The organism is Micromonospora sp. WMMC273, assembly GCF_027460285.1.
In the GTDB taxonomy this organism is placed as follows: Bacteria; Actinomycetota; Actinomycetes; order Mycobacteriales; family Micromonosporaceae; genus Micromonospora; species Micromonospora aurantiaca.
Map to the genome: position 1 here is coordinate 4,218,144 of NZ_JAPZBE010000001.1, position 24,971 is coordinate 4,243,114.

Here is a 24,971-nt window from a genome sequence, read left to right on the forward strand (position 1 = left end):
CCCGGGGACCGCCGACGTGTCCCGGGAGGCGGGCGTCACCGGCCCCAGGGCCCGGCCCAGCTGGGCGAGGTAGCGGTCCACCCGGCCGTCGGCGAGCGCCTCGGCCAGGTCCGCGCCGTGGGTGGCGGCGATCTCGTCGGCGTACGGGCGGATCAGCGGGAGGATGCCGGTGACCAGCCGTCCGGCGGCGGCGCCGACCTCGGCCGGGTCGCCGGGGCGCGAGCCGAGGCAGAGCAGCATGTCGTCGCGGTAGCCGGGCGGGGCGACCGGCAGGTCCAGCGCGGCGGTCAGGGCGGCCCGGCGGGACACCACGCGTACCGACGGGTTGGCCGGCCGCAGCACCGACGGACAGAGCCGCGCCAGGTCGGCCGCGGCGAGCCGGACCCCGGCCGGGTCGTCGGCCGCCCGGGCCGCGGCGACCTTGCCCAGCGTCGCGATCAGCTCCTCCAGGCGCGGATCGTCGGCGGGCTGGCAGAGCACCGGCAGGTCGATCCGGCGGCGCCATTCCGGCGCGGCCCAGAGCAGCCGGGCGGGCGCGGTGACCGGGAGCCCGAACGCCCAGTCGGCGGGCTGGCCCAGGCGGCGCACCCAGGAGCGGATGTCGCGGGCGGCCACCGAGACGTGCACGAGGCGGCCGCCGAACTCGGCCAGGTACGCCCGCCGGGCCGCGTACGGGGTGCCGCGGCGGGACGTGGGCTGCCGGGCTCCGCCGGCGGGGCGTCCGTCGTCGGCGGCGACGAGCACGTCCACGTCGACGTCGCTGTGCTCGGTGGCGGCCCGCCGGGCGTGGCTGCCGCGCAGCATGATCCCGACGACCGGCCGGTCCGCGACCTGCCGGAGTCGGGCGGCCCAGTCGTCGAGGAACCCGGTTCCGGGCAACGGAGCTGGACCCACCGCGTCATGGTGCCGAGCTCCGATCCTCCGGTGCCGGACTCCCTGTCCGCCGTCGGGCGCGGTCAGCCCGACTCCTCCTCCGCCCGGCGGTACGCGTCGATCTTGTGTTCGAGGACCTTCAGGTCCTCCTCCAGCTCGGCCATCCGGGCCAGTACGCGGGCCCGGTGTGCCTCGAACAGCGCCCGCCGCGCGCCGAGCGTGCTGTCCCCGTGCCGGGCCAGCTCGGCGTAGCGGCGCATGTCGCGTACCGGCATCCCGGTCCGCCGCAGCCGGGTGAGCAGGAACAGCCAGTTGACGTCGGACTCGGTGTAGCGCCGGCGACCGGACGAGTCCCGCCCGACGCGGCCCACCAGGCCCTCCTGCTCGTACCAGCGCAGCGTGTAGGTGGTCAGGCCGACCCGTTCCGCCGCCTCACCCACGGTGAGGCTCGTCTCCCGCGTGCTGATGTCCACGCCCTCCAGGCTTCCAGTTCGAGCGCACTCGAAGTCAAGTCCCTCATTGCCCTGCCGACGGAATTCACCTACCGTTGAGTTCAACGGGTGATGAATTGATGGAGGCGAGCATGGACGACGCGGTGTCGGTCCGCGAGCTGGTGGTCGACCGGGGCGGACGGCGGGTGCTGCACGGCATCAGCTGCGCGGTGCCCCGGGGCACGGTGACCGGGTTGCTCGGGCCCAGCGGCAGCGGCAAGACCACGCTGATGCGCGCGGTGGTCGGCGTGCAGACGGTCGGCTCCGGTGCCGTCGACGTGCTCGGCCGCCCGGCCGGTTCGGCCGACCTGCGCCGCCGGGTGGGCTACCTGACCCAGGCGCCGAGCGTCTACGCCGACCTGACGGTGCGGGAGAACGCCCGCTACTTCGCGGTACTCCAGGGCCGGGGCCGCGCCGAGGCCGACCGTGCGGTGGCCGACGTCGGCCTCGCCGAGGCGGCCGACCAGCTCGTCGGCACGCTCTCCGGCGGTCAGCGCAGCCGCGCCTCGCTCGCCTGCGCGCTCGTCGGCGAACCGGAACTCGTCGTCCTCGACGAACCCACTGTCGGCCAGGACCCGGTGCTGCGGGCCGACCTGTGGGCCCGGTTCCACGCGATGGCCGCGAACGGCACCACGCTGCTGGTCTCCAGCCACGTGATGGACGAGGCCGCCCGCTGCGACCGGCTGCTGCTGATCCGCGAGGGCCGGCTGGTCGCCGACGACACCCCGGCCGCGGTCCGCGCCGCCACCGGGACCGACGACCTGGAAGAGGCGTTCCTGCGCCTGATCCGCGACGCCGAGGGAGAGGCGCGATGAACGGACGGATCCTGGCCGCCACCACCGGGCGCATCCTGCGCCAGCTCCGCCACGACCGGCGGACCGTGGCGCTGCTCGTCGTGGTGCCGTCGGTGCTGCTCACGCTCGTCTACTACATGTACGTCGACCAGCCCGCCCCGCCCGGCGGGCCGAGCACGTTCGACCGGGTGGCCCTGATCATGCTGGGCTTCTTCCCGTTCATCATCATGTTCCTCGTGACCAGCATCGCCATGCTCCGCGAGCGCACCACCGGCACGCTGGAGCGTCTGCTCACCACGCCGCTGGGCAAGCTCGACCTGCTGTTCGGGTACGGCATCGCGTTCGGCCTGGCCGGGGTGCTCCAGTCCACTGTCGCCTCGCTCGTCGCGTACCGGGTGTTCGGGCTGGAGACCGCGGGCAGCGCGTGGCTGGTCGTGCTGATCGCCGGGGTGAACGCGGTGCTCGCGGTGGCGCTCGGGTTGTTCTGCTCGGCGTTCGCCCGCACCGAGTTCCAGGCGGTCCAGTTCATGCCGGTGGTGGTGGCGCCGCAACTGCTGCTGTGCGGCCTGTTCGTGCCGCGCGACCAGATGGCCGGCTGGCTCCAGGCGATCAGCGACGCGCTGCCGCTGTCGTACGCGGTCGAGGCGTTGCAGGAGGTCGGCGCGCACGCCGAACCGACCGGGACGATGTGGCGGGACGTCGCGGTCGTGGCCGGGGCGGCGGTGGCGGCGCTGGTGCTGGCCGCCGCGACGCTGCGCCGGCGCAGCGGGTGAACGCGCGGCGCACCGGGCGGCGGCCCGGCACCCCGGACACCCGCGAGGCGATCCTCGCCGCGGCCCGGCAGGCGTTCGCCGAGCGCGGGTTCGACGCCGCGTCCATCCGGGCCATCGCCGCGGCGGCCGGCGTGGACCCGGCGCTCGTGCACCACTACTTCGGCGGCAAGGAGGTGCTGTTCCGCGCCGCGACGGCGTTCCCGGCCGACCCGGGCCGGCTGCTGCCGGCGGTGCTCGCCGGCGGCCCGGACGCGGCCGGCGAGCGGATGGTCCGGGTGTTCCTGGAGGTCTGGGACTCCCCCACCGGCACCGCCGCGGTGGCGCTGCTGCGCTCGGCCGTCAGCAACGACTGGACCGCGCGCCTGCTGCGCGAGTTCCTGGTCACGCAGGTGCTGCGGCGGGTGCTCGACCAGCTCGACGTCGACCCGGCGCAGCGCGCGCTGCGCGGCGGGCTGGTCGCCACGCAGCTCGCCGGGCTGGCCATGATGCGGTACGTGCTCCGCCTCGACGCGGTCGCCACCGCCGAGCCGGCGACGCTGGTGGCGGCCATCGGTCCCACGGTCCAGCGGTACCTCACCGGCGACATCACCTGAGACGCCCACACCCGGCTCAGGCCGCCGCCCGGGGGCACAGCATCGGGTGCAGCAGGCGGGACAGCTCCGCCACGTCGGCGACCGGCCGGGGGAAGGCGAGCCGGGCCCGCCGGGTCGCGCCGGGCCGCCCGTGCGCGACCAGCAGGCCGTACCTGTCGATCCGGACCACCCGCGGCACCTGGTCGCCGGTCAGGCCCAGCCGCCGCCGCAGGTAGTCGCCGACCTGCTCGGCGTGGTGGTCGGCCAGGTCCGCGAGGAGGTCGGCCTCGACCGGGTGCAGCGGGTCCGGCTCGGCCTCCGCGTACGCCTCGGGGTCGACCCGGCGCACGCGCCCGGCGCGTTCCCAGCGGGCCTCGGCCACCTCGAAGCGGTGCAGGTGGAACCGGCTGCCCACGTCGAGCAGGTCGCCGGTCGGGTCGGTGGCGGCGAAGTCGACTGCCGCGTCGCGGGCCTCGTCGCCGTCCAGCCGCGTCGCCCAGCCGGAGACCCAGGCCCGGCCGAGCGAGGGCGCCCCGGCCGCGGGCGGCAGGTCGAGCACGTCGAGCACGGTGGCCACGTCGGCGTCGCCCGCCGGCGGCACGAGCGCCGCGGCGAGGTCACTGACCACGGGTACGAGCAGCAGCACCCGCCCGTCCGGGTCGACGGCGTGCCGGACCTGGTGCGGGCCGGGGTGCCGGGCCAGGTGGACGAGGGCGGGCAACCGGCCCGCGACAAGGGTTCGCACGATCTCCGCCGGGCTGGGCCGCATGATCCCGACCTCCTCAATATAGGTTAGGCTTACCTAAGAAGCAGGCTAGACGATCGGAGACGTCGACGTGAACCACCCCCGGCCCAAGGCACGGCTCTCCCGCGCCCTCGGCATCCCGCTGACCCGCAAGTGCGTGCGGTACTTCGAGCGGCGCCCCTATCCCCCGGGCGTGCACGGCCGGTCCCGCCGCACCACCTCCGACTACCAGGTGCGGCTGCTGGAGAAGCAGCGGCTGCGCCACCAGTACAACGTCAGCGAGGCCCAGCTGCGCCGCCTGTTCGACGAGGCCGCCCGGGGCGCCGGCAAGACCGGCGAGACACTCGTCGCGCTGCTGGAGCGCCGCCTCGACGCGGTGGTGCTGCGGGCCGGGCTGGCGCGCAGCGTCTACCAGGCCCGCCAGCTCGTCGCACACGGCCACATCACAGTGGACGGGCGCAAGGTCGACCGGCCGTCGTACCGGCTGCGGCCCGGCCAGGTGGTCGGCGTACGCGAGCGCAGCCGCACGCTGCCGCCGTTCCAGCTCGCCGCCGCCGGGGCGCACGCCGACGCGCAGCCGCGGCCGTACCTGTCGGCGCAGCCGGCCGAGCTGCGCGCCACGCTGGTACGCGAACCGGCCCGGCACGAGGTGCCGGTGGTCTGCGACGAGCAGCTGGTGGTGGAGTTCTACTCGCGCTGACCGGTCACCGGGTCTGCTCCAACCCTGGTGGACCCGCAAGATCAGCGGGTCTGTTCCAACCAGGAGGCGTACAGCAGGGCGTACACCGAGTCGGCGTCGCGGACCAGCTCGTCGTGCGGGCCGCGCTGCACGATCCGGCCCCGGTCCACCACGATCACCTCGTCCGCCGCCTGCGCGGTGGACAGCCGGTGCGCGATGGCGAGCGTGGTCCGGCCCCGGGTCACCGCGTCCAGGGTCCGTTGCAGGCGGACCTCGGTGGCCGGGTCGACAGCGCTCGTCGCCTCGTCCAGCACCAGCAGGTCCGGGTCCGCGACGTACGCCCGGGCCAGCGCCACGAGCTGCCGCTCGCCGACGCTCAGCGCCTCCCCGCGCTCACCGACCGGCGTGTCCAGCCCGGACGGCAGCCCGTCCAGCCAGTCGGAGAGGCCCAGCTCGGCGAAGGCGGCGGTGAGCCGCTCGTCGGTCAGGTCGGGGCGGGCGAAGCGGACGTTCTCCCCGACCGTGGCTTCGAACAGGAAGCCGTCCTGCGGCACCATCACCACCCGGGAGCGCAGCGAGTCGAAGCGCACCTGCCGCAGGTCGACGCCGGAGAGCAGTACCGCGCCCTCGGTCGGGTCCATCAGCCGGGTGAGCAGCTTGGCGAACGTGGTCTTGCCGCTTCCGGTCTCGCCCACCACCGCCACCCGGCTCTTCGCCGGGATGTCCAGCGTCACGTCGTGCAGCACCGGCGGCCCGCCCGGATAGGCGAACGTCACGCCGGCGAACCGGGCGTCCAGCGGCCCGGACGGCAGCTCCCGGCCCTGCTCGCCCGGGTCGGCCACGTCCGGGGAGACGTCCAGCACGTCCAGCACCCGGCGCCAGCCGGCGATCGCGTTCTGCGCCTCGTTGAGCACCTCGGTGGCGATCTGCACCGGCTGGATGAACAGCGTGACCAGGAACAGGAACGCGGTGAGCTGGCCGATCGACAGCGTGCCGTCGACACCCAGGCTGACCCCGACCACCACCACGCCGGCCAGCGCCAGCCCGGCTGCCAGCTCCCCCACCGAGCTGCCCATGATGCTGATCCGGATGGCCCGCTGCTGGGCCACCCGCTGCCCGTCGATGGCCGTGTCCAGCCGCCGCGCGGTGCGCCCGGCGATGCCGTACGCCCGGATCACCGGCGCGCCCACCACGCTCTCGCCGATCGCGCCGAGCAGCGTGCCGGTGCGCTGCCGCACCAGCCCGTACGCCCCGGCGAGGCGGCGCTGCAACTGCCGGATCACCAGCACCGCGGGTGCGAACGCGACGAGCACCACGAGCGTCAACTGCCAGGAGTACGCGAGCATCACCGCTGTGGTCACCAGCAACTGGCCCAGGTTGACGATCAGGATCACGCCGCCCCACTGCAGGAACTGGGTGATCTGGTCGACGTCGCTGGTCACCCGGGAGACGAGCGAGCCGCGCCGCTCGGACTGCTGGTGCAGCATGGACAGGTCGTGCACGTGCCGGAACGCCCGGGTGCGCACCCCGGCCAGCGCGGTCTCGCTGACCGTGAACAGGCGGCGCATCATCAGGTAGCCGCAGGCGGTGGTGACCACCAGCACCCCGGCGGTGATCGCCACGGTGAGCGAGATGACGTTCAGGTCGAGCCCGCCGACGATGCCGTGGTCGATGCCGCGCTGCACCGCCACCGGCACGGCGACCCGGCCGATCATGTAGACCAGTGCCAGCGCCAGCGTGCCGGCGAGGCCGGTGCGCAACTCCGGGGAGAGCGCCAGCCCGCGCCGCAGCGTCTGCCAGGTCGACTCGGTGGTCTCTGTGGTCCCGGTGCTCTCCCCCGTGGCCGTACTCACCGCTCCACCTCCAGGCCGGAGGCCAGCGGCGTGACCTCGTCGTACGTCTGCTTCTGCTCGCGTTCCTGCTCGGCCTGCTCGTACGCGGTGACCAGGTCGGCGTAGCCGGGCACGGTGGTCAGCAGCTCGGTGTGGGTGCCGCGGGCCACCACCCGGCCCTGCTCCACGTAGATCACCTCGTCGGCGAGCGCGATGGTGGCCCGGCGGTACGCCACCACCAGGATCGACGCCGGGGCACCGCCATCGGTGGGCGCGCGCAGCCCGGCCAGGATGGCCGCCTCGACCCGCGGGTCGACGGCGCTGGTGGCGTCGTCGAGCACCAGCAGCCGGGGCCGCCCGGCGAGCGCCCGGGCCAGCGTGAGCCGCTGGCGCTGACCGCCGGACAGCGACGTGCCCCGCTCGCCGACCATCGTGTCCAGCCCGTCCGGCAGCGCGGCCACGAACCCGTCCGCCTCGGCGAGCCGCAGCGCCGCCCACACCTCGTCGTCGCCGATGCCGGCCCGGTCGAGCGCGATGTTGGCCCGGACCGTGTCGTCGAAGACGAACGGCACCTGCGCCACCAGCGCCACGTTGCCGGCGAGCGAGGCGGCGGTCAGCTCCCGCACGTCCACGCCGTCCAGCGTGACCCGCCCGGCGCCCGGGTCGACCAGGCGCACGGCGAGCGACGCGATCGTCGACTTGCCCGCGCCGGTGGGGCCGACCAGCGCGACCGTCTTCCCGGCGGGCACGGTGAACGTCACCTCGCCGAGCACCTTGGCACCGGGCAGGTGTGCCTCGGCCGGCTCGTACGCGAAGTGCACGTCGTCGAAGCCGAGCGTGGCCGGCTCGCGGGTGGCCGGGTCGAGCGTCGTGGTGCCGTACGGCATCTCACCTGTCGCGTCGAGCACCCGGCGGACCCGGTCCCAGCCGGCGACGCTGCGCGGCAGTTCGGCCAGCACCCAGCCGATGGCGCGTACCGGGAAGGCCAGCACGGTGAACAGGAACGCGACGCTGACCAGCTCGGTCACGCTGATCGCGCCCTGCCGCAGCCGGATCGCGCCGACCACCAGCACGGCGAGCGTGCCGAGGCTGGGCAGCGTCTCCAGCATCGGGTCGAACACGCCGCGCAGCCGGCCGACCGAGATCAGCGCGTCGCGCAGTTCACCGGCGCGGGACGCGAAGCGGGCCGTCTCCTGGGCCTCGCGGCCCATCGTCTTGACCACCAGCGCGCCGTCGAAGCTCTCGTGCGCGATGCCGCTGACCTCGGCCCGCAGACGCTGCGCCCGGGCCTGCCGGGGCGCCATCCGGCGGGAGTAGACGACGTTGAGCGCGAACAGCGCGGGGAACACCGCGAGGCCGACCAGGGCCAGCGCCCAGTCGGTGAAGAACAGCGAGGCCACCGCGCCGACGAGCATCACCAGCGTGCCGACCGCGAACGGCAGTGGGGCGATCGGGTACCAGGCCGCCTCCACGTCGGAGTTGGCGTTCGACAGCAGCGTGCCGGTGGAGTTGCGGTGGTGCCAGGAAAGCGGCAGGTCCAGGTAGCGGCGGGTGACCCGGCGGCGGTAGGCGGCCTGGAGCCGGTACTGCATGTATCCGGCGCCGAGCCGGCGGCCGAAGATGCCGACCACCCGCAGCACGCTGATGCCGAACAGCGCCGCCGCGGCGAGCGCCAGCGCCCCGCCGGCCACCTCGCCGCGCTCCACGGCCGGCACGACCACGTCGCCGACCACCGCGCCGACCACGTACGCGCTCGCGATCACCAGGAGGCCGAACAGCACGCTGCCGCTGACCGCGACCGCGAAGATCCGTGGCTGTTCCCGGATGGCCCGGCCGAGCACCCGCAGCCCTCTGCCGAGGACGTCCCGACTTGTCCCGCTCGCCACGCTCTCCCCCGCCGTAAGCCGCAGTTTTCTCCCCCATCCTTACCGCTCGGCGCCGACTCCGCCGACCCGGCCGGGATATGTCCGCCGTCACGTTCCCACCGGAGCTGCGCGGACGACGGCCGGGACCGATCCGGCGGCCGGATCCCGCCGGGCGTGGCGCGCCGATCGGCCGGGACCGGCCTACGATCGGGCCATGCCGCGGTACGCCCGAGCGGAGCGCGAGGCGCTCGCCGACCTGATGCTGGAACTGGGACCGGACGCACCGACTGTGAACGAGGGGTGGTCGACCCGTGACCTGGCGGCGCACCTGCTGGTGCGGGAGCGCCGGCCGGACGCGGCGGGCGGGATCCTGCTGCCGCCGTTGCGCGGCTACGGCGAGTCGGTCCGTAAGCGGGTCGCCGCCGGGCCGTACGCCGACCTGATCGCCCGGGTGCGCCGTCCCCCGGTGTGGAGCCCGGTGAGCAACCCGCTCACCGACGAACTGGCGAACGGGATGGAGTTCTTCATCCACCACGAGGACGTGCGGCGCGCCCGCCCGGGCTGGCACCCGCGTGACCTGCCGGCCGGGCAGCAGGCGGTGCTGTGGAAGCGGGTGTCCCTGCTGGCCCGGATGGCGCTGCGGCGGTTCCCGGCCGAGGTGCTGGTGCAGGCGCCGGGGTACGGCGAACTGCGGGCCGGCGCCGGCGGCGAACGGCTGCGGCTGGTCGGTGCGCCGGGCGAGCTGGTGCTGTTCCTCACCGGACGGCAGCGGGTGGCCCGGGTCCAGGTGGACGGTCCGGCCGACCGCGCCGAGCGCCTGCGCACCGCCGAGCTGGGTCTGTGACCGAGGTCGGGTAGCCACTCGCTCGCCGACAGTGGAAAGTGGACACCCGGACTTCGATAACGGTTACGAACTCCCGTACGCTCCTGCGCACCGGCCCGACCCCGCGGGGCGGCGGACAGGGGACGACGATGCGCGACTTCGCCCTCTCGGCACTGCACGAGCCGCCCTTTCCCTCCCGGCGCCACCCCGCCGTCGACGTGGCGGCCGCGGAGAGCGCCGCCTGGGTACGAGACTTCGGCCTGGTGAAGGACCAGGCCGGGCGCCGGCGCCTGGAAGGCGCGCACGCCGCGGAGCTGGCCGCACGCGCCTGCCCCGAGGCGTCGCCGTCCGGGCTGCGGATGCTCACCGACCTGATCAACTGGCTGTTCGTGGTGGACGACGCCTGCGACGACGACGGGCTCGGCGCGACGCCCACGCTGCTGGCGCCCACGCTGGCCGCGCTGCTGGCGGTGCTCGACCGGCACGGCGACCCGGAGGCGCCCGCACCCACCGAGGGCGGTCCGATCGCCCTCGCGCTGCACGACCTGTGCCGCCGGGCCCGCGACCGGGGCCGCCCGGCTCACCTGCTGCGCCTGGTCAGCCAGTTGCGGGAGTACCTGCTGGCGCTGCTCTGGGAGGCCGCCAACCGGGAGCGCCACCGGGTGCCGGGGGTGGCCGAGTACACGCAGATGCGCCGCCACACCGGCGGCGTGCGCCCCAGCTTCACGGTGACCGACCTGGCCCGCCCGTCCGCGCCCCGGGCCGACCAGCGGGTCGCGCCGGCGCTCACCGCGCTGGACGCGCTGGCCACGGACCTGGTCTGCTGGTGCAACGACCTGTTCTCCTACGGCAAGGAGCGGGGCGCCGCCCCGGAGGCGCACAACCTGGTCACCACGATCGCGGGCGAGACCGGTCGGGACGAGACGGCGGCGCTGTACGCGGCGGCGGACCGGTTCAACACGGCCCTCGCCACGTACGCGGAGCGGGACGCGGCGCTGAGCGCGGTGGCCGACGAGGGGATGCGGGTCTTCCTGGACACCCGCCGGGACTGGATCCGGGCCACCTACGACTGGTCCCGCGCGGCCGGCCGGTACGCCTGACCGGTTCCAGCAGGGCGGGACCGCCGGCGACTCGGCCGATCGGGGCTAGCCGCTGGCCGGGTGCACGCAATACCCTTCGGTAACCGCAGACCGGCGTGACCCCCGTCACGTCCCTCCACCCCTGAAGGCGGCTACAGCGATGGCTCTCGATGTACCGTACCGTTCCGTACCCGACATGTTCCTCAAGCGCGTGGCGGACTCCCCCGACCGGCACGCCTTCGCCCACCCCGCACCCGACGACTCGGGCCCGGTCTGGCTGACGTGGGAGCAGGTCGGGCAGCGCGCCAAGGCGATCGCCGCCGGGCTGCACGGGCTCGGTGTCGGCCTGGAGAACCCGGTGGCGATCCTGGCCAACACGCGCCTGGACTGGGTGCTCGCCGACTTCGGCATCATGTGCGCCGGTGGTGCCACCACCACCGTCTACCCCACCACCGAGCCCGAGGACGCGGTCTACATCATCGCCGACTCCGGCTCGAAGGTGCTGTTCGCGGAGAACCCGGCCCAGGCGGCGAAGATCGCCGGGGCGGACCTGCCCGCGCTGACCCACGTCGTGCTCTTCGACGGCACGCCCGACCCGGCGGCGGCCGTCCCGCAGCTCACCCTGGCCGAGCTGGAGGAACGCGGCGCCGCCGCGCTGAGCGCCGAGCCGGACCTGATCGACATGCTCGTCGCCGGCATCGGCCCGGACCACCTGGCCACGCTGATCTACACCTCGGGGACCACCGGCCGCCCGAAGGGCGTGGAGCTGCTGCACGGCGGCTGGTGCTGGGAGGGCGTGGCGCAGGCTGAGCTGGGCCTGCTGCGCGTCGACGACCTGCAGTACCTGTGGCTGCCGCTGTCGCACTCGTTCGGCAAGACGCTGCTCTGCGGCGCCACCCACGTCGGCCTGCCCACGTACGTCGACGGCCGGGTGGACAAGCTCGTCGACCTGCTCGGCGTGGTGCAGCCGACGCTCATGTGCGGCGCACCCCGGGTCTTCGAGAAGGTCTACAACAAGGCGGTCACCACCGCGCAGGGCGCGGGCGGGGCCAAGGCCAAGATCTTCGCCTGGGGCGTCGGGGTCGGCAAGGAGAAGGTCGCGCTGGAGCAGGCCGGCAAGCCGGTCCCGGCCGGGCTGCGGATGAAGTACGCGCTGGCCGAGAAGCTCGTGTTCAGCAAGCTCCAGGCCCGGCTCGGCGGCCGGATGCGGGTGCTGGTCTCCGGCGCGGCGCCGCTGAGCAAGGAGATCGCCACCTTCTTCGCCGCCGCCAACCTGCCCATCTCCGAGGGCTACGGCCTGACCGAGACCAGCGCCGGCGCGTTCGTGAACCCGCCCGACGGGCTGAAGATCGGCAGCGTGGGCCGGGCCATGGGCGACCTGGAGTGCCGGATCGACACCGACGGTGAGGTCCTGCTGCGCGGCAAGCCGGTCATGCGCGGCTACCACAACCTGCCCGAGGAGACCGCCGCGGCGTTCACCGAGGACGGCTTCTTCCGCACCGGTGACATCGGCACGCTCGACGCCGACGGCTACCTGCGCATCACCGACCGGAAGAAGGACCTGGTCAAGACGTCCGGCGGCAAGTACGTGGCGCCGTCGCACATCGAGGGCATGTTCAAGGCGGTGTGCCCGTACACCTCGCAGGCGGTGGTGATCGGGCAGGCGCGCAACTACTGCACCATGCTCGTCACGCTGGACCCGGACGCGATCAAGGGCTGGGCCGCCGGCACCCCGTTGGAGGGCAGCGACTACACCACGATCGTCACCTCGCCGCAGGCGCGGGAGATGGTCGAGGGGTACGTGGCCGAGCTGAACGCCAAGCTCAACCGCTGGGAGACGATCAAGAAGGTGGCCATCCTCCCCCGTGACCTGACCATCGAGGACGGCGAGGTCACGCCGTCGCTGAAGATCAAGCGCCGCAGCGTGGAGACGAACTTCGCCTCCGAGATCGACAAGATGTACGAGGGCACGCTCGCCGAGCTGTGACCCGCACCGCCGTACGGTCGCGCCGGCCGTGCCCCACCGTCCCGGGGCACGGCCGCGTGCCGTTCACAGATGCTGCTGCCGCCAGTGGCTCTGCTCGGCCTCGGCGGCGATCTGCTCCTCCAGCGCGAGCTGGCGTACCCGGCGCCGGTGGCCGTCCTCGGAGCGCGTCTCCCAGGCGACACCGGCGCCGGTGATCACCGCGAGCACGCCGAGCGCGATCAGCTCCGGGACACGGAAGACGAACGGGCCGACGACCGCCAGCGCCACCACAGTGAGCAGCAGCGGCCGGTGCACCTCGCGCAGCGCGAGCCACCAGCACCCGGCGAGGCTGAGCAGGTGCAACGCCACCCCGCCGAACAGGATCGCGCCCCAGAAGTCGCCCAGCGGCAGTCCCCAGGAAGGCGTGTTCGGGTCGGCGGCCTCGGCCAGCAGGTCCTTGAGGCCGAGCGCGTAGAGGATGATTCCGGCCACCATCGGCAGGTGCATGAACGTGTACACGTCGCGCGTCATCCGGACCCGGGTGGCCTCGTCCCGGGCGTGGTGCAGCGCCTGCTCCATCGCGAAGGCGAGCGTGTCGAAGTAGGCCCACCACAGCGCCGCGACGACCACGATGCCGAGCAGCGCCGACACCGCCACCGGCCCGGTCAGCGGCAGCCCGTGCTTCGGACCGAAGCCGAGCGCGATGATCGACTCACCGAGCGCGACCAGCACGATCAGCGCGTGCCGTTCGGCCCAGTGCCCGGCGGAGACCACCACCCACCACTGGCGGGCGAGCGTCACGCCGCCGATGTACTCGACGAGCAGCGCCAGCGTCCAGAGCGCCAGTTGCAACGGGATCGCGAACCGCTCCTGCGGCAGCCGCGTCGGCACGGTTCCGGCGATCACCAGCAGCACCGTGGCGGCGGCCGGGAACGCGGCGCGCAGCAGCAGCCGGCGGTGCCGGACCGGGTCGGCCCGGTCCACCCAGCCGAAGACGGTGAGCTGGGCCATCCGGATCACGAAGTAGCAGCCGGCGAAGACCAGCGGGCCGGGCAACCCGCCGGGGAGGTCCTCGAACGCGCTGGGCTCGCTGAGCACCAGCAGGAACGTCGCCGCCACGGTGACGAAGCCGACCAGCGGCAGCACGCCCTGGTCGGCGCGGAAGAAGTTGCCCATCCGGGCGAAGCCGGTCCACGACCACCAGAGCAGCGCCAGCACCAGCAGGAAGCGGTAGAGGTTGGCCGGCGTGAGCTCCGAGGCGGTGAGCGTGGTGACGTTCAGGAACGCGAAGACGAAGACCAGATCGTAGAAGAGCTCCAGCCGGGTGGTGCGGGATCCCGGGGCGGCGGACCGCACGCTCCACGACCGCCGGACTCCCCTCCCGTTCCCCACCCGGGCAGTCTGCGGGCACGGGCCGTCCCGCAGCCGCCGTTCGGCCCATTCACCACCGGAACGGGCACCGCCCGCTCAGGCGATGACGCTCGGCTCCCGCCACTGCGGCCGGCTGGTCCGGTCCAGGTCGTAGCGGACCGCCGCGAGTCGGCCCACCGCCTCCACCAGCTCGTCGGCGGGCAGCGTGAAGGGCAGCCGCAGGAAACGCTCCAGCGTCCCGTCCAGGCCGAACCGGGGTCCGGGCGCCAGCCGTACGCCGACCTCCTCGGCCGCCCGGGCCAGCGCGCTGGAGATCGGCCCGTCCAGCTCGGCCCAGAGCGTGACGCCGCCGCTCGGCACCCGTACCCGCCAGTCGGGCAGCCGGTCGGCGAGCGCCGCGACCAGGGCGTCCCGCTGGGCGACGAGCTGGGCCCGGCGGGCGGCCACGATGGCCGGCGCCTCGGTGAGCAGGTGCACGGCGACGAGCTGGTCGAGCACCGGGCTGGCCATGTCCACCCCGACCCGGGCCGCGGCCAGCCGCTGGACCTGGGGCGCGGAGGCGCGGACCCAGCCGATCCGCAGCCCGCCCCAGTAGGGCTTGCTCATGCCGCCGATGCTGATCACCCGGGAGTGCCTGTCGAAGACGGCCACCGGCGGCGGCAGCGTGGTGTCGTCCAGCGGCAGGTCGACGAAGGACTCGTCGACCACCAGGTCGGTGCCGGCCGCGTGGGCCGTGCCGACCAGCCGCTCGCGCAGGTCGGCGGCCATCAGGTGGCCGGTCGGGTTCTGGAACTCGGGGATCACGTACGCGAGCTTCGGCCGGGTCTGCCGGAGGCTGCCGAGCAGCAGTTCGGCGTCCCAGCCCTCGTCGGACAGGCCGTGGGTGGCGATCCGGGCCCGGCGGGCGGACAGCGCGGCCAGCGCGTTGGGGTAGGTGGGCGACTCGACGAGCACGCCGCCGCCGGGCGACAGGGCCAGCCGCAGCACCAGGTCCAGCGCGTGCTGGGTGCCGCTGGTGACCATGATCTGCTCCGGGCTGGTGGGCAGTCCCCGGTCGGTGTACGCGCGGGCCACCGCCTCGCGTAGCTCGATGATGCCGGTCGGGTGGTAGCCGGCGCCGCCGAGGTAGCGGGGCAGGTCCTCGGCCGCGGCCCGGGCGGCCGGGACGAGCTGCGGGGGCGCGGACAGCGCGGCCACGCCGAGGTCGATCATGTCGCGGTCGTCCAGCGGCGTCCACAGCCCGGTGCTGGCCACCCGGTGCCCGCCGGGCAGCATGGTCCAGCTTCCCGCTCCCCGGCGGCTGGCCAGGTGGCCGCTCTCCCGCAGTTCCCGGTACGCGGCGGTGACTGTGGTCCGGCTGATCCGCAGCGCTTCGGCCAGTTCCCGCTCGGCCGGCAGGCGTACCCCGAGTGGGAGCCGCCCGTCGGCGAGCAAGCCGCGGACGGCGCCGGCGAGCGCGGCGTAGTCGGGGCTGCGCCGGCGGCCCGGCAGGGCGTGCCACTGGCCGAGGAGCCGCGCCAATTGGACACCGCGCACCTGACTGGTCATAGCCACACCCCCGAAATTGGCACGCTTGAGGTCCACGATTGGCCCCTAGGGTGGCATGCATGGCACAGCTTGGCAATCTCCGGCACCGGCCGGCGCGACGGCTCACCCAGCTCTACGCCGGGCTGGTCCTCTACGGCGTGAGCATGGCGCTGATGATCCGCTCGGAGCTGGGGCTGGACCCGTGGGACGTGTTCCACCAGGGGCTGGCCCGGCAGACCGGCCTGTCCTTCGGGACCGTCACCATCGCCGTCGGCGCCCTCGTACTGCTGCTCTGGATCCCGCTGCGGCAGCGGCCCGGCCTCGGCACGGTCAGCAACGTCGTGGTGATCGGACTGGTCGTCGACGCCACCCTGGCCGTGCTGCCGCCCGGGGAGGACATGCCGGTCCGGGTCGCGCTGCTCGTCGCCGGGATCGTCGCCAACGGGGCCGCCACCGGCCTCTACCTGGGCGCCGGGCTCGGCCCCGGCCCACGCGACGGGCTGATGACCGGCTTCGTCGCCCGCCACCCCCGGTTCTCGGTCCGGCTGGTCCGCACCGTCATCGAGGTCACCGTGCTGGCGCTCGGCTGGCTGCTCGGCGGCACCGTCGGCCTCGGCACCGTGGCGTACGCGCTGACCATCGGCCCGCTGGCCCAGTTCTTCATCCCGGTCTTCGCGCTGCCCGCAAGGCCGGCGGCCGGTGCCTACGCTACGTGAGCGCAGTCGGGCCGACCGCCACGGACCGGTTCGATCCGCAACGCGCTGAGCTGCGACGACGCACAACAGGGAAACCAGGTGTTTCCTCTGCCGTCGCGGCCGGGCATCATTCCTGCATGGGGGAGAACGGATGGCGTTGGAGCGACGCCTGGATCTTCGTCGCGCTTGTCATCGCCAGTGGCGCCGGCCGGCACCGGCGGGCCGCCGCCACACGTCGCCCCGAAGGCGTACGGCTGGCCGACGTCCTCTCCACCGCCGACCACCTCAACCAGGCCATCCCGGAACGGCACGAGGTGGAGGGCGCGGTCCGGCGGCTGGTCGGGGCGGGCCTGGTCAGCGTCGCCGACGGCTGGTTCCGGGTCACCCCGGACGGTGAGCGGCTCTGGCGCACCCGGCCCAGCGCCGGGCTCGGCACCACAGTGGACACGGTGCAGGGCGTGCTGACCCGGCGGCACCCGCCCGCCGAGTCCGAGTGGCAGCTCGCAGAGGACGACCACGCCGCCGCCGTGCAGGAGTACGTGGTCCGGTCGATCCCGATGCCGCGCCGCTCCCCCGAGGGGCACTCCGGCCGGCAGTGAGCGCCGGCTCAGCGCACCGGGTGCCCGGCGCCGCGCAGCGCGTCCTTGACCTCGCCGACCGTCAGTTCGCCGAAGTGGAAGACGCTCGCCGCGAGCACCGCGTCCGCCCCGGCGCCGACGGCCGGCGGGAAGTGGGCCACAGCGCCCGCGCCGCCGCTGGCGATCACCGGCACGTCGACCACCTCGCGGACCGCCTGGATCAGCGGCAGGTCGAACCCGGCCTTGGTGCCGTCGGCGTCCATCGAGTTGAGCAGGATCTCGCCCGCGCCCAGTTCGGCGCCGCGCGCCGCCCACTCGACCGCGTCCAGCCCGGTGCCCCGGCGGCCGCCGTGCGTGGTCACCTCGAAGCCGCTCGGGGTCGTGCCGTCCGGCGCGCGGCGCACGTCGAGCGAGAGCACCAGGACCTGCCGGCCGAACCGGTCGGCGATCTCGGCGATCAGCTCCGGCCGGGCGATGGCGGCGGTGTTCACGCCGACCTTGTCCGCCCCGGCGCGCAGCAGCGTGTCGACGTCGGCGACCCGGCGGACGCCGCCGCCGACGGTGAGCGGGATGAAGACCGACTCGGCGGTGCGCCGCACCACGTCGAGCATGGTGCCCCGGTCGCTGGACGAGGCGGTGACGTCGAGGAAGGTCAGCTCGTCCGCGCCGGCCCGGTCGTACGCCGCCGCCAGCTCCACCGGGTCGCCGGCGTCGCGCAGGTCGAGGAAGTTGACCCCCTTGACCACGCGCCCGGCGTCCACGTCCAGACACGGGATGACCCGTACCGCCACCGTCATGCCCCGAGCCTAACGAACGCGCGGGCGGTGGTGACCCGCCGGTGAGGCCGGTCACCACCGCCCGCTGTGGTGCGCGCTCGCGCCGGTCAGAGACGGACCAGCATCTTGCCGAGGTTCTCGCCGCGCAGCAGGCCGAGGAAGGCCTCCGGGGCCTGCTCGATGCCGTCGACGATCGTCTCGTCGTACGACAGCCGGCCCTCGCGCAGCCAGCCCGCGACCTCCTGCACGAACTGCTCCCGCAGGTGACCGTGGTCACCGACGAGGAAGCCGCGCAGCGTCAGCCGCTTGCCGATCACCAGCGCCAGGTTGCGCGGCGCGGCGGGCGGCTCGGTGGCGTTGTACTGCGCGATCATGCCGCAGATGGCGGCCCGGCCGTGCAGGTTCATCGCCCCGATCGCGGCCTCCAAGTGGTCGCCGCCGACGTTGTCGAAGTACACGTCGACGCCGTCCGGGGCGGCGGCCCGCAGCTGCTTGGACACCGGGCCGTCGTGGTAGTCGAAGGCGGCGTCGAAGCCCAGCGCGGTGAGCCGTTCCACCTTCGCCGCGGAGCCGGCGCTGCCGATCACCCGGCCGGCGCCGCGCAGCTTCGCGATCTGGCCGACCATGCTGCCGACCGCACCGGCCGCGCCGGAGACGAACACCGTCTCCCCCGGCTTCATCGCCGCCACGTCCAGCAACCCGGCGTACGCGGTCAGCCCGGTCATGCCGAGCACGCCCAGGTACGCGGTGACCGGCGCCAGGCCGGGATCGACCTTGCGTACGCCCTTGGCGTCCACCAGCGCGTACTCGCGCCAGCCGAGCCCGTGCAGCACGGTGTCGCCGGGCTGGACGCCACCGGCCTCGCCGGCCACGACCTCACCGATCGCGCCGCCGTCCAGCGGGGCGTCGAGCGCGAACGGCGGCACGTACGACTTGACGTCGTTCATCCGCCCGCGCATGTACGGGTCGACGGACATGAACCGGTTGCGGACCACCACCTGTCCCGGGCCCGGGGTCGGCACCTCGGTGGTGACCAGCCGGAAGTTCTCCGGCGTCGGCCAGCCCTGCGGCCGGGACGCCAGATGGATCTCCCGGTTCGTCCCGCTCATCGGGCCTCGCGGACCGTGCGGGTCACCTCGACGTTGCCACGGGTCGCGTTCGAGTAGGGGCAGACCTGGTGGGCCGCGTCGACGAGCTGCTCGGCGGCCGCGCGCTCGACCGCGGGCAGGTCCACCACGAGCGTCACAGCCAGGCCGTAACCGCCGCTGCCGTTCGGGCCGATGCCCACCTCGGCCTCGACGACGGAGCCGGAGACGTCCGCCTTGGCCTGGCGGGCCACCACGCGCAGCGCGGAGTGGAAGCAGGCCGCGTAGCCGGCCGCGAAGAGCTGCTCCGGGTTGGCCGCGCCACCGGCGCCACCCATCTCCTTCGGTACGGCGAGGTCCAGCTCGACCGTGCCGTCGGAGGTCCGGACGTGACCGTCGCGGCCGTCGCCGGTGGCGCGGGCGGAGGCGGTGTAGAGCACCTGCATGTCACTGCTCCTTCTGTCGGTGGATCGTCTCGGTGACCCGGGTGAGGATGCCGTGGAGGAAGACCAGCTCCTCCTCGGAGAGCCCGGTGGCGGTGGCCACCCGGCGCGGCACGTCACCCATCCGCTCCCGCAGCGCCCGGCCCCGGTCGGTGAGGCCCACCTCGACCCGGCGCTCATCCGCCGCCGATCGGGTACGCACCACCAGGCCGGCCGCCTCCAGCCGCTTGAGCAGCGGGGAGAGCGTGCCGGAGTCGAGCCGGAGCGCGGCGCCGAGCTCGGAGACCGTGGGGGCGTCGTCGTGCTCCCAGAGCACCAGCAGCACCAGGTACTGCGGGTAGGTCAGGCCGTGCTCGTCGAGGATGGGCCGGTAGACGTCGGTCAGGGCGCGCGACGCCGCGTAGAGGGCGAAGCACACCTGCCGGCGAAGTACCAGATCATCGGTCACGCCCAGAACGGTAGCGCGCAATTAAGTTGTGCACAACTTATCGGGCCGTGGAACGGTGCGGCGCCGGTCACCCGGGCACCGGTCAGCGCTCCGGGAGGTACGCCTCCAGCTCGACCTCGACCAGGAGATCCGGGTCGATCAGCCCGGCCACCACCACCATCGTGGCGACCGGGCGCACCGGGCCGAAGACCGCGTTGTGCGCCCGGCCCACCTCGTCGGCGAAGATCCGGTCCGTCACGTACATCCGGGTCCGCACCACGTCCCCCGGCCCGGCGCCGACCTCGGCCAGCGCGTCCAGGCCGATCCGGATCGCCTGCGCGGTCTGCGCCGCCGCGTCACCGGCGTGCGCCACTCGGCCGTCCACAGTGGAGGTGCAGCCGGCCGTGATCGCCAGCGAGCCCGCCCGGACCACCCGCGAGTAGCCGTAGAGCGCCTCCCACGGGCCGCCCGAGCCGAGCCGGGTCACCACCCCGGCGTCGGGGGACGGCTCGGCCGTCACGCGCCGGCCCGCAGCGTCGCCAGCGCCTCGGCGACTGTGAACGCGCCCGCGTAGAGCGCCTTGCCGGCGATCACGCCCTCCACCCCCACCGGCTCCAGCGTGGCGAGCGCCCGCAGGTCGTCAAGCGTGGACACACCACCGGAGGCGATCACCGGGGCGTCGGTGCGGGCGCACACCTCGCGCAGCAGATCCAGGTTCGGCCCGCGCATCGTGCCGTCCTTGGTGATGTCGGTGACCACGTACCGCGCCGCGCCCGCGGCGTCGAGCCGGGCCAGCACCTCGTACAGGTCACCGCCGTCGCGGGTCCAGCCGCGCGCCGACAGGGTACGGCCGCGCACGTCCAGCCCGATCGCCACCCGGTCGCCGTACTCGCCGCAGATCCGGTCGCACCACTGCGGGTCCTCCAGCGCGGCGGTGCCGATGTTGACCCGGGCCGCTCCGGTGCCCAGCGCCGCCCGCAGCGACTCGTCGTCGCGGATACCGCCGGACAACTCCACCTTCACGTCCAGCTTGCCGACCACCTCGGCGAGCAGCGCGGCGTTGGAGCCCCGCCCGAACGCGGCGTCCAGGTCGACCAGGTGGATCCACTCCGCGCCGTCGGACTGCCAGGCCAGAGCCGCGTCCAGCGGGTCGCCGTACGCGGTCTCGCTACCGGCGGCGCCCTGCACGAGCCGGACGGCCTGGCCGTCGGCGACGTCCACGGCGGGCAACAGGGTGAGGCTCAACGCTTCTCTCCTCGGATCCTCAACGACGGTCCAGCGCGATCACCACGATCGCGGGCAGGACCAGCAACAACAACGCGACCAGCACCAGCCGCAGTGCGAGGTCGTCCACCAGAGTCCAGATGGCCACCACCGCCACGGCGGTGAGCACCAGGATCGTCGCCCGCTCGCGGCGGGTGTGCCGGCGCAGCCGCCCGGTACGGCCACGCCGCAGCGACGGCGTCAACCGGCGTACCAGGGAACGACGCCGCTCCCGGCGTGCCACCCGGCGGGCGCGGACGGCGCGCGCCCGCTCCTGCTCGGCCTCGCGCGCCGCGCGACGGCGGGCCCGCTCCTTGCTCACGCGGACGCCCGCGTGCCCGGCAGCGGGCCGGTCACAGCGTGCCGAGCCAGTTACGCAGCAACGCGGCCCCGGCGTCGGCCGACTTCTCCGGGTGGAACTGCGCGGCCGAGAGCGGCCCCCGCTCCACCGCCGCGACGAAGTCCGCACCGTGGTGTGCGGTGGTCACCGTGGCACCCGCCTCCGCCAGCGCCGCCGGGTCGGTCACCCCGTAGGAGTGGACGAAGTAGAACCGCGTGCCCTCGGGCAGCCCGGCGAACAACGCCGAGCCGGCCGGCGGGCGCACGGTGTTCCAGCCCATGTGCGGCAACCGCCGCGCGGGCAGCCGGGTCACGCCGCCCGGCAGCAGCCCGAGCCCCTTGGTGACCACCCCGTGCTCCTCGCCGTGCCCGAAGAGGATCTGCATGCCGACGCAGATGCCCAGCACCGGCCGCCCGGCGGCGACCCGGTCGGCGATGACCGGCCCGGCGCCCAGCGCCTCGATCCCGGCCATGCACGCGGCGAACGCGCCGACGCCCGGCACCACCAGGCCGTCGGCGGACGCGGCGGCGTCCAGGTCGTCGGTGACTGTCACGTCGGCACCGGCCCGCGCCACCGCGCGCTCGGCCGACCGCAGGTTGCCCGAGCCGTAGTCGAGCACCACCACCCGTGCCATCAGCTCTCCCCCGGCAGCAGCCAGAGCACGCCGGCGGCGGTCGCCAGCAGGGCCAGCAGGCCGGTGATCACCACGGCCGCGCGGGGCGCGCCCTGCTTGAGCAGCGACCACGTCCCGCCGACCAACAGGCCGGCCACGATCAACAGAAGAGTGGGCAGCACCTTCATCAGAGCCGCCTTTCATTCGCGACTGCGGGACTCCGCTGCGCTGCGTTCCTCGCGCTCATCAGAGCCGCCTTTCATTCGCGACTGCGGGACTCCGCTTCGCTGCGTTCCTCGCGCTCATCAGAGAGCGCCCTTCGTGGACGGCACCACGCCCGCGTTACGCGGGTCGATCGCGGTGGCCTCGCGCAGCGCGCGGGAGACGGCCTTGAACTGCGCCTCGACCACGTGGTGGGCGTCCGGGTGGCCGCCGGGCCGGGCCGCGCGCAGCACGTCCACGTGCAGCGTGATCCGGGCCGACTGACCGAACGACTCCCAGATGTGCCGGGTCATGCTCGTCGGGTAGACCGGCCCGATGTACGGGGCCAGCGCCGGCTCGTCGTGTACCACGTACGGGCGGCCGGACAGGTCGACGGCGGCGCGGACCAGCACCTCGTCCATCGGGACGGTGGCCGAGCCGTACCGCCGGATGCCGGCCTTGTCGCCCAGCGCCCGGTCGAACGCGGCGCCCAGCGCGAGCGCGGTGTCCTCCATCGTGTGGTGCGCGTCGATCTCCAGGTCGCCGACGGTGTGCACGGTCAGGTCGAAGCCGCCGTGCCGGGCGATCTGGTTGAGCATGTGGTCGTAGAAGCCGACGCCGGTCTCGATGTCGGCCTTGCCGGTGCCGTCGAGGTCGATCTCGACGAGCACCTTCGTCTCGTTTGTGACCCGCTCGATCCGGGCGATCCGGCTCATGAAACTGTCTCCATCGCGGTGAGGAAGGCGTCGGTCTCGGTCGGGGTTCCGGCGGTGACGCGCAGCCAGCCGGGCAGGCCGACGTCGCGCACCAGCACGCCGGCATCGAGCAGGGTACGCCAGGCCACCGCCTGGTCCCCCTCGACGGCGAACAGCACGAAGTTGGCGTCGCTGTCAGCCACGCGGTGGCCCCGGGCGCGCAGCTCGGCGACGATCCGGTCCCGCTGCTCCATGATCGCGGTCACGGTGCCGAGCAGGGCGTCGCGGTGCGCCAGCGCCGCGCGGGCGGCGGCCTGGGTGAGCGCGGACAGGTGGTACGGCAGCCGGACCAACTGCACCGCGTCCACCACCGCCGGGTCGGCGGCCAGGTAGCCGAGCCGGCCGCCGGCGAACCCGAACGCCTTGCTCATGGTGCGGGTCACCACCAGCCGCGGGTGGCCGGGCAGCACGGCGAGCGCACTCACCGTGCCGGGCCGGGCGAACTCGGCGTACGCCTCGTCGACGATCACCATGCCGGGCGCCTCGTCCAGCACGGCGGCGACCACCGCCGGGTCGAGCGCGGTGCCGGTCGGGTTGTTCGGCGAGCAGAGGAACACCACGTCCGGCCGGTGCTCGCGGACCTGGGCCACCGCCTCGCCGGCGGTGAGACCGAAGTCCGCGCCGCGCCGGGCGGGCACCCACCGGGTGCCGGTGCCGAGCGCCAGCAGCGGGTGCATCGAGTACGCCGGGGTGAAGCCGAGCGCGGTACGCCCGGGACCGGCGAACGCCTGGAGCAGCTGCTGCTGGATCTCGTTGGAGCCGTTCGCCGCCCACACGTGGTCGGCGGTGAGCCCGTGTCCCAGGTACGCGGCGAGGTCGGCGCGCAGCGCCACCGCGTCCCGGTCCGGGTAGCGGTTGAGGTCGCGCAGCTCGGCGGCGACCGCCTTGCCGATCGCCTCCACCACCGGCTCGGGCACCGGGTAGGAGTTCTCGTTGGTGTTCAGCCGCACCGGCACGTCGAGCTGCGGCGCCCCGTACGGCGTCCGCCCGCGCAGGTCGTCGCGGATCGGCAGGTCGTCGAGCGTGGTCACGACGCGCCGCCCTCGCCGAACCGGACGCTGACCGCCTGGCCGTGTGCGGGCAGGTCCTCCACGGTCGCCAGCGTGACCACGTGCGGCGCCACCTCGCGCAGCGCGTCCTGCGTGTATTCGACCAGGTGCACGCCGCGCAGGAACGACTGCACGGACAGCCCGGAGGAGTGCCGCGCGCAGCCGCCGGTGGGCAGCACGTGGTTGGAGCCCGCGCAGTAGTCGCCGAGCGACACCGGCGACCAGGCGCCCACGAACACCGCACCGGCGTTGCGCACCCGCAGCGCCCACTCCCGGGCGTTCTCGGTCTGGATCTCCAGGTGCTCGGCCGCGTACGCGTCGACCACCCGCAGACCCGCCTCCAGGTCGTCGACCAGGACCACGCCGCTCTGCTCGCCGCGCAGCGCGGTGCCGATCCGCTCGGCGTGCTTGGCCGCCGGCGCCTGCCGGGCCAGCTCCGCGTCGACCGCGTCGGCCAGCGCGGTGGACGGGGTGACCAGCACGCTCGCCGCGAGGGGGTCGTGCTCGGCCTGGCTGATCAGGTCGGCGGCCACGTGCGCCGGGTCGGCGGTGTCGTCGGCCAGGATCGCGATCTCGGTCGGGCCGGCCTCGGCATCGATGCCGACCACGCCGCGCAGCAGCCGCTTCGCGGCGGTGACCCAGATGTTGCCCGGGCCGGTGATCATGTCGACCGGCTCGCAGCGCTCGTCGCCGGCCGGGTCGACGCCCGCGCCGTACGCGAGCATGGCGACCGCCTGGGCGCCGCCGACCGCGTACACCTCGTCCACGCCGAGCAGCGCGCAGGCCGCCAGGACCCGGCGGTCCGGCAGGCCGTCGTTGTCCTTCTGCGGCGGGCTCACCACCACCAGGGAGCGCACCCCGGCCGCCTGGGCCGGGACCACGTTCATCACCACCGTCGACGGGTACATGGCCAGGCCGCCGGGGACGTACAGACCGACCCGGTCGACCGGCACCCACCGCTCGGTCACCGTGCCACCCGGCACCACGGTCGTGGTGTGGTCGGTACGCCGCTGGTCGGCGTGGACCTTGCGGGCCCGGGTGATCGACTCCAGCAGCGCGGCGCGGACCTGCGGGTCCAGCTCGTCCTCGGCGGCGCGGATCGTCTCGACCGGCACCCGCAGCCGCTCCGGCGAGACGCCGTCGAACCGTTCGCTCGCCTCCCGGATCGCCGGGTACCCATGGTCCCGGACCGCCTCCACGAGCGGGCGGATCCGCTCGACCGCCACGGAGACGTCGAGCTGGGCACGGGGCAGCAGGCGGCGCGGGTCACGGTTCCCGCCGCGCAGGTCGATCCGATTCAGCACGCCTGCGAGTCTAGGCCGCCGCCGGTGTCGCCGGCCGGGCCCGCCCGCACGC

Annotated in this window: 27 protein-coding genes and 1 pseudogene; 9 read left to right on the forward strand and 19 right to left on the reverse strand. The window is 74.3% G+C overall.

The window, feature by feature from the left end; genetic code table 11:
* Positions 1-156: 156 nt before the first annotated feature.
* Positions 157-804, reverse strand: a pseudogene (locus O7611_RS19345) (phosphoribosyl-AMP cyclohydrolase); the annotation flags it as partial.
* A 152-nt stretch (positions 805-956) separates the two neighbouring features.
* Entirely contained in the window at positions 957-1,346 is a 390-nt protein-coding gene (locus O7611_RS19350; protein ID WP_064445250.1) for a MerR family transcriptional regulator, read from the reverse strand.
* A gap of 110 nt (positions 1,347-1,456) precedes the next feature.
* Between O7611_RS19350 and O7611_RS19355 the strand changes: the two genes are divergently transcribed.
* From O7611_RS19355 to O7611_RS19365, 3 genes are read left to right on the forward strand one after another with little or no spacing between them, the layout of a single operon-like run.
* A complete protein-coding gene (locus O7611_RS19355; protein ID WP_194801250.1) occupies positions 1,457-2,179 on the forward strand; it encodes an ABC transporter ATP-binding protein in 723 nt (240 codons plus the stop codon).
* Complete coding sequence (locus O7611_RS19360) at positions 2,176-2,931, forward strand: ABC transporter permease (protein WP_194801249.1); 756 nt, start codon at positions 2,176-2,178, stop codon at positions 2,929-2,931. Before O7611_RS19355 ends, O7611_RS19360 begins: the two co-directional genes overlap by 4 nt.
* Positions 2,928-3,524, forward strand: a complete 597-nt coding sequence (locus O7611_RS19365; protein ID WP_194801248.1) for a TetR/AcrR family transcriptional regulator — start codon at positions 2,928-2,930, stop codon at positions 3,522-3,524. The genes O7611_RS19360 and O7611_RS19365 overlap by 4 nt, the downstream gene beginning before the upstream one ends.
* A gap of 16 nt (positions 3,525-3,540) precedes the next feature.
* Here O7611_RS19365 and O7611_RS19370 read toward each other — a convergent pair whose 3' ends face one another.
* Positions 3,541-4,272, reverse strand: a complete 732-nt coding sequence (locus O7611_RS19370) for a DUF2470 domain-containing protein (RefSeq protein ID WP_269697350.1) — start codon at positions 4,270-4,272, stop codon at positions 3,541-3,543.
* 67 nt (positions 4,273-4,339) lie between these two features.
* Here O7611_RS19370 and rpsD point away from each other — a divergent pair, with 67 nt between their 5' ends.
* Positions 4,340-4,948 carry a 30S ribosomal protein S4 gene (gene rpsD / locus O7611_RS19375; protein ID WP_194801246.1) on the forward strand — a complete coding sequence of 203 codons (609 nt, stop codon included), beginning with the start codon at positions 4,340-4,342 and terminating at the stop codon, positions 4,946-4,948.
* 41 nt (positions 4,949-4,989) lie between these two features.
* On the opposite strand, the gene O7611_RS19380 is transcribed toward rpsD, so the two are convergent.
* A complete protein-coding gene (locus O7611_RS19380; RefSeq protein ID WP_194801245.1) occupies positions 4,990-6,780 on the reverse strand; it encodes an ABC transporter ATP-binding protein in 1,791 nt (596 codons plus the stop codon).
* A complete protein-coding gene (locus tag O7611_RS19385) occupies positions 6,777-8,645 on the reverse strand; it encodes an ABC transporter ATP-binding protein (RefSeq protein WP_194801244.1) in 1,869 nt (622 codons plus the stop codon). The genes O7611_RS19380 and O7611_RS19385 overlap by 4 nt, the downstream gene beginning before the upstream one ends.
* Positions 8,646-8,838: 193 nt before the next feature.
* Here O7611_RS19385 and O7611_RS19390 point away from each other — a divergent pair, with 193 nt between their 5' ends.
* From O7611_RS19390 to O7611_RS19400, 3 genes are all read left to right on the forward strand, one after another.
* Complete coding sequence (locus O7611_RS19390) at positions 8,839-9,468, forward strand: TIGR03085 family metal-binding protein (RefSeq protein WP_194801243.1); 630 nt, start codon at positions 8,839-8,841, stop codon at positions 9,466-9,468.
* Between the two features lie 128 nt (positions 9,469-9,596).
* Positions 9,597-10,547, forward strand: coding sequence for a terpene synthase family protein (locus O7611_RS19395; protein ID WP_194801242.1), 951 nt, complete (start codon positions 9,597-9,599; stop codon positions 10,545-10,547).
* A gap of 139 nt (positions 10,548-10,686) precedes the next feature.
* Positions 10,687-12,513 (forward strand): AMP-dependent synthetase/ligase, encoded by a 1,827-nt coding sequence (locus O7611_RS19400; RefSeq protein ID WP_269697351.1) that lies wholly within the window; start codon positions 10,687-10,689, stop codon positions 12,511-12,513.
* 63 nt (positions 12,514-12,576) lie between these two features.
* Here O7611_RS19400 and O7611_RS19405 read toward each other — a convergent pair whose 3' ends face one another.
* Both O7611_RS19405 and yczR read right to left on the reverse strand, forming a co-directional pair.
* Positions 12,577-13,848, reverse strand: coding sequence for a low temperature requirement protein A (locus tag O7611_RS19405; RefSeq protein ID WP_194801240.1), 1,272 nt, complete (start codon positions 13,846-13,848; stop codon positions 12,577-12,579).
* Positions 13,849-13,959: 111 nt separating this feature from the next.
* Positions 13,960-15,411 (reverse strand): MocR-like transcription factor YczR, encoded by a 1,452-nt coding sequence (yczR, locus tag O7611_RS19410; RefSeq protein WP_135241258.1) that lies wholly within the window; start codon positions 15,409-15,411, stop codon positions 13,960-13,962.
* 59 nt (positions 15,412-15,470) lie between these two features.
* Between yczR and yczE the strand changes: the two genes are divergently transcribed.
* Positions 15,471-16,106, forward strand: coding sequence for a membrane protein YczE (gene yczE / locus O7611_RS19415; RefSeq protein WP_194801239.1), 636 nt, complete (start codon positions 15,471-15,473; stop codon positions 16,104-16,106).
* 116 nt (positions 16,107-16,222) lie between these two features.
* The gene (locus tag O7611_RS19420) at positions 16,223-16,684 is read left to right on the forward strand and encodes a hypothetical protein (RefSeq protein WP_128137455.1); all 462 of its coding nucleotides are present in this window, start codon (positions 16,223-16,225) and stop codon (positions 16,682-16,684) included.
* A gap of 8 nt (positions 16,685-16,692) precedes the next feature.
* On the opposite strand, the gene hisF is transcribed toward O7611_RS19420, so the two are convergent.
* The 12 genes from hisF to hisD form a co-directional block, all read right to left on the reverse strand.
* A complete protein-coding gene (gene hisF, locus O7611_RS19425) occupies positions 16,693-17,460 on the reverse strand; it encodes an imidazole glycerol phosphate synthase subunit HisF (protein ID WP_194801238.1) in 768 nt (255 codons plus the stop codon).
* Positions 17,461-17,546: 86 nt separating this feature from the next.
* Positions 17,547-18,548 carry an NADP-dependent oxidoreductase gene (locus O7611_RS19430; RefSeq protein WP_269697352.1) on the reverse strand — a complete coding sequence of 334 codons (1,002 nt, stop codon included), beginning with the start codon at positions 18,546-18,548 and terminating at the stop codon, positions 17,547-17,549.
* Positions 18,545-18,970, reverse strand: a complete 426-nt coding sequence (locus O7611_RS19435; protein ID WP_091045350.1) for an organic hydroperoxide resistance protein — start codon at positions 18,968-18,970, stop codon at positions 18,545-18,547. Before O7611_RS19435 ends, O7611_RS19430 begins: the two co-directional genes overlap by 4 nt.
* 1 nt (position 18,971) lies before the next feature.
* Complete coding sequence (locus O7611_RS19440; protein ID WP_194801236.1) at positions 18,972-19,415, reverse strand: MarR family winged helix-turn-helix transcriptional regulator; 444 nt, start codon at positions 19,413-19,415, stop codon at positions 18,972-18,974.
* 82 nt (positions 19,416-19,497) lie between these two features.
* Positions 19,498-19,914 carry a RidA family protein gene (locus tag O7611_RS19445; RefSeq protein WP_194801235.1) on the reverse strand — a complete coding sequence of 139 codons (417 nt, stop codon included), beginning with the start codon at positions 19,912-19,914 and terminating at the stop codon, positions 19,498-19,500.
* The gene (priA, locus tag O7611_RS19450; RefSeq protein WP_018785235.1) at positions 19,911-20,639 is read right to left on the reverse strand and encodes a bifunctional 1-(5-phosphoribosyl)-5-((5-phosphoribosylamino)methylideneamino)imidazole-4-carboxamide isomerase/phosphoribosylanthranilate isomerase PriA; all 729 of its coding nucleotides are present in this window, start codon (positions 20,637-20,639) and stop codon (positions 19,911-19,913) included. The genes O7611_RS19445 and priA overlap by 4 nt, the downstream gene beginning before the upstream one ends.
* A gap of 19 nt (positions 20,640-20,658) precedes the next feature.
* Positions 20,659-20,979 (reverse strand): hypothetical protein, encoded by a 321-nt coding sequence (locus O7611_RS19455; protein WP_194801234.1) that lies wholly within the window; start codon positions 20,977-20,979, stop codon positions 20,659-20,661.
* A gap of 31 nt (positions 20,980-21,010) precedes the next feature.
* Positions 21,011-21,631 carry an imidazole glycerol phosphate synthase subunit HisH gene (gene hisH, locus O7611_RS19460; protein WP_194801233.1) on the reverse strand — a complete coding sequence of 207 codons (621 nt, stop codon included), beginning with the start codon at positions 21,629-21,631 and terminating at the stop codon, positions 21,011-21,013.
* The gene (locus O7611_RS19465) at positions 21,631-21,798 is read right to left on the reverse strand and encodes a hypothetical protein (protein WP_167796924.1); all 168 of its coding nucleotides are present in this window, start codon (positions 21,796-21,798) and stop codon (positions 21,631-21,633) included. The genes hisH and O7611_RS19465 overlap by 1 nt, the downstream gene beginning before the upstream one ends.
* A gap of 117 nt (positions 21,799-21,915) precedes the next feature.
* On the reverse strand, positions 21,916-22,527 hold the full coding sequence (gene hisB / locus O7611_RS19470; RefSeq protein ID WP_013287582.1) for an imidazoleglycerol-phosphate dehydratase HisB: 612 nt from the start codon (positions 22,525-22,527) through the stop codon (positions 21,916-21,918).
* On the reverse strand, positions 22,524-23,597 hold the full coding sequence (locus tag O7611_RS19475) for a histidinol-phosphate transaminase (RefSeq protein WP_194801232.1): 1,074 nt from the start codon (positions 23,595-23,597) through the stop codon (positions 22,524-22,526). The genes hisB and O7611_RS19475 overlap by 4 nt, the downstream gene beginning before the upstream one ends.
* Positions 23,594-24,919, reverse strand: coding sequence for a histidinol dehydrogenase (gene hisD / locus O7611_RS19480; RefSeq protein ID WP_194801231.1), 1,326 nt, complete (start codon positions 24,917-24,919; stop codon positions 23,594-23,596). The genes O7611_RS19475 and hisD overlap by 4 nt, the downstream gene beginning before the upstream one ends.
* Between the last annotated feature and the right edge of the window lie 52 nt (positions 24,920-24,971).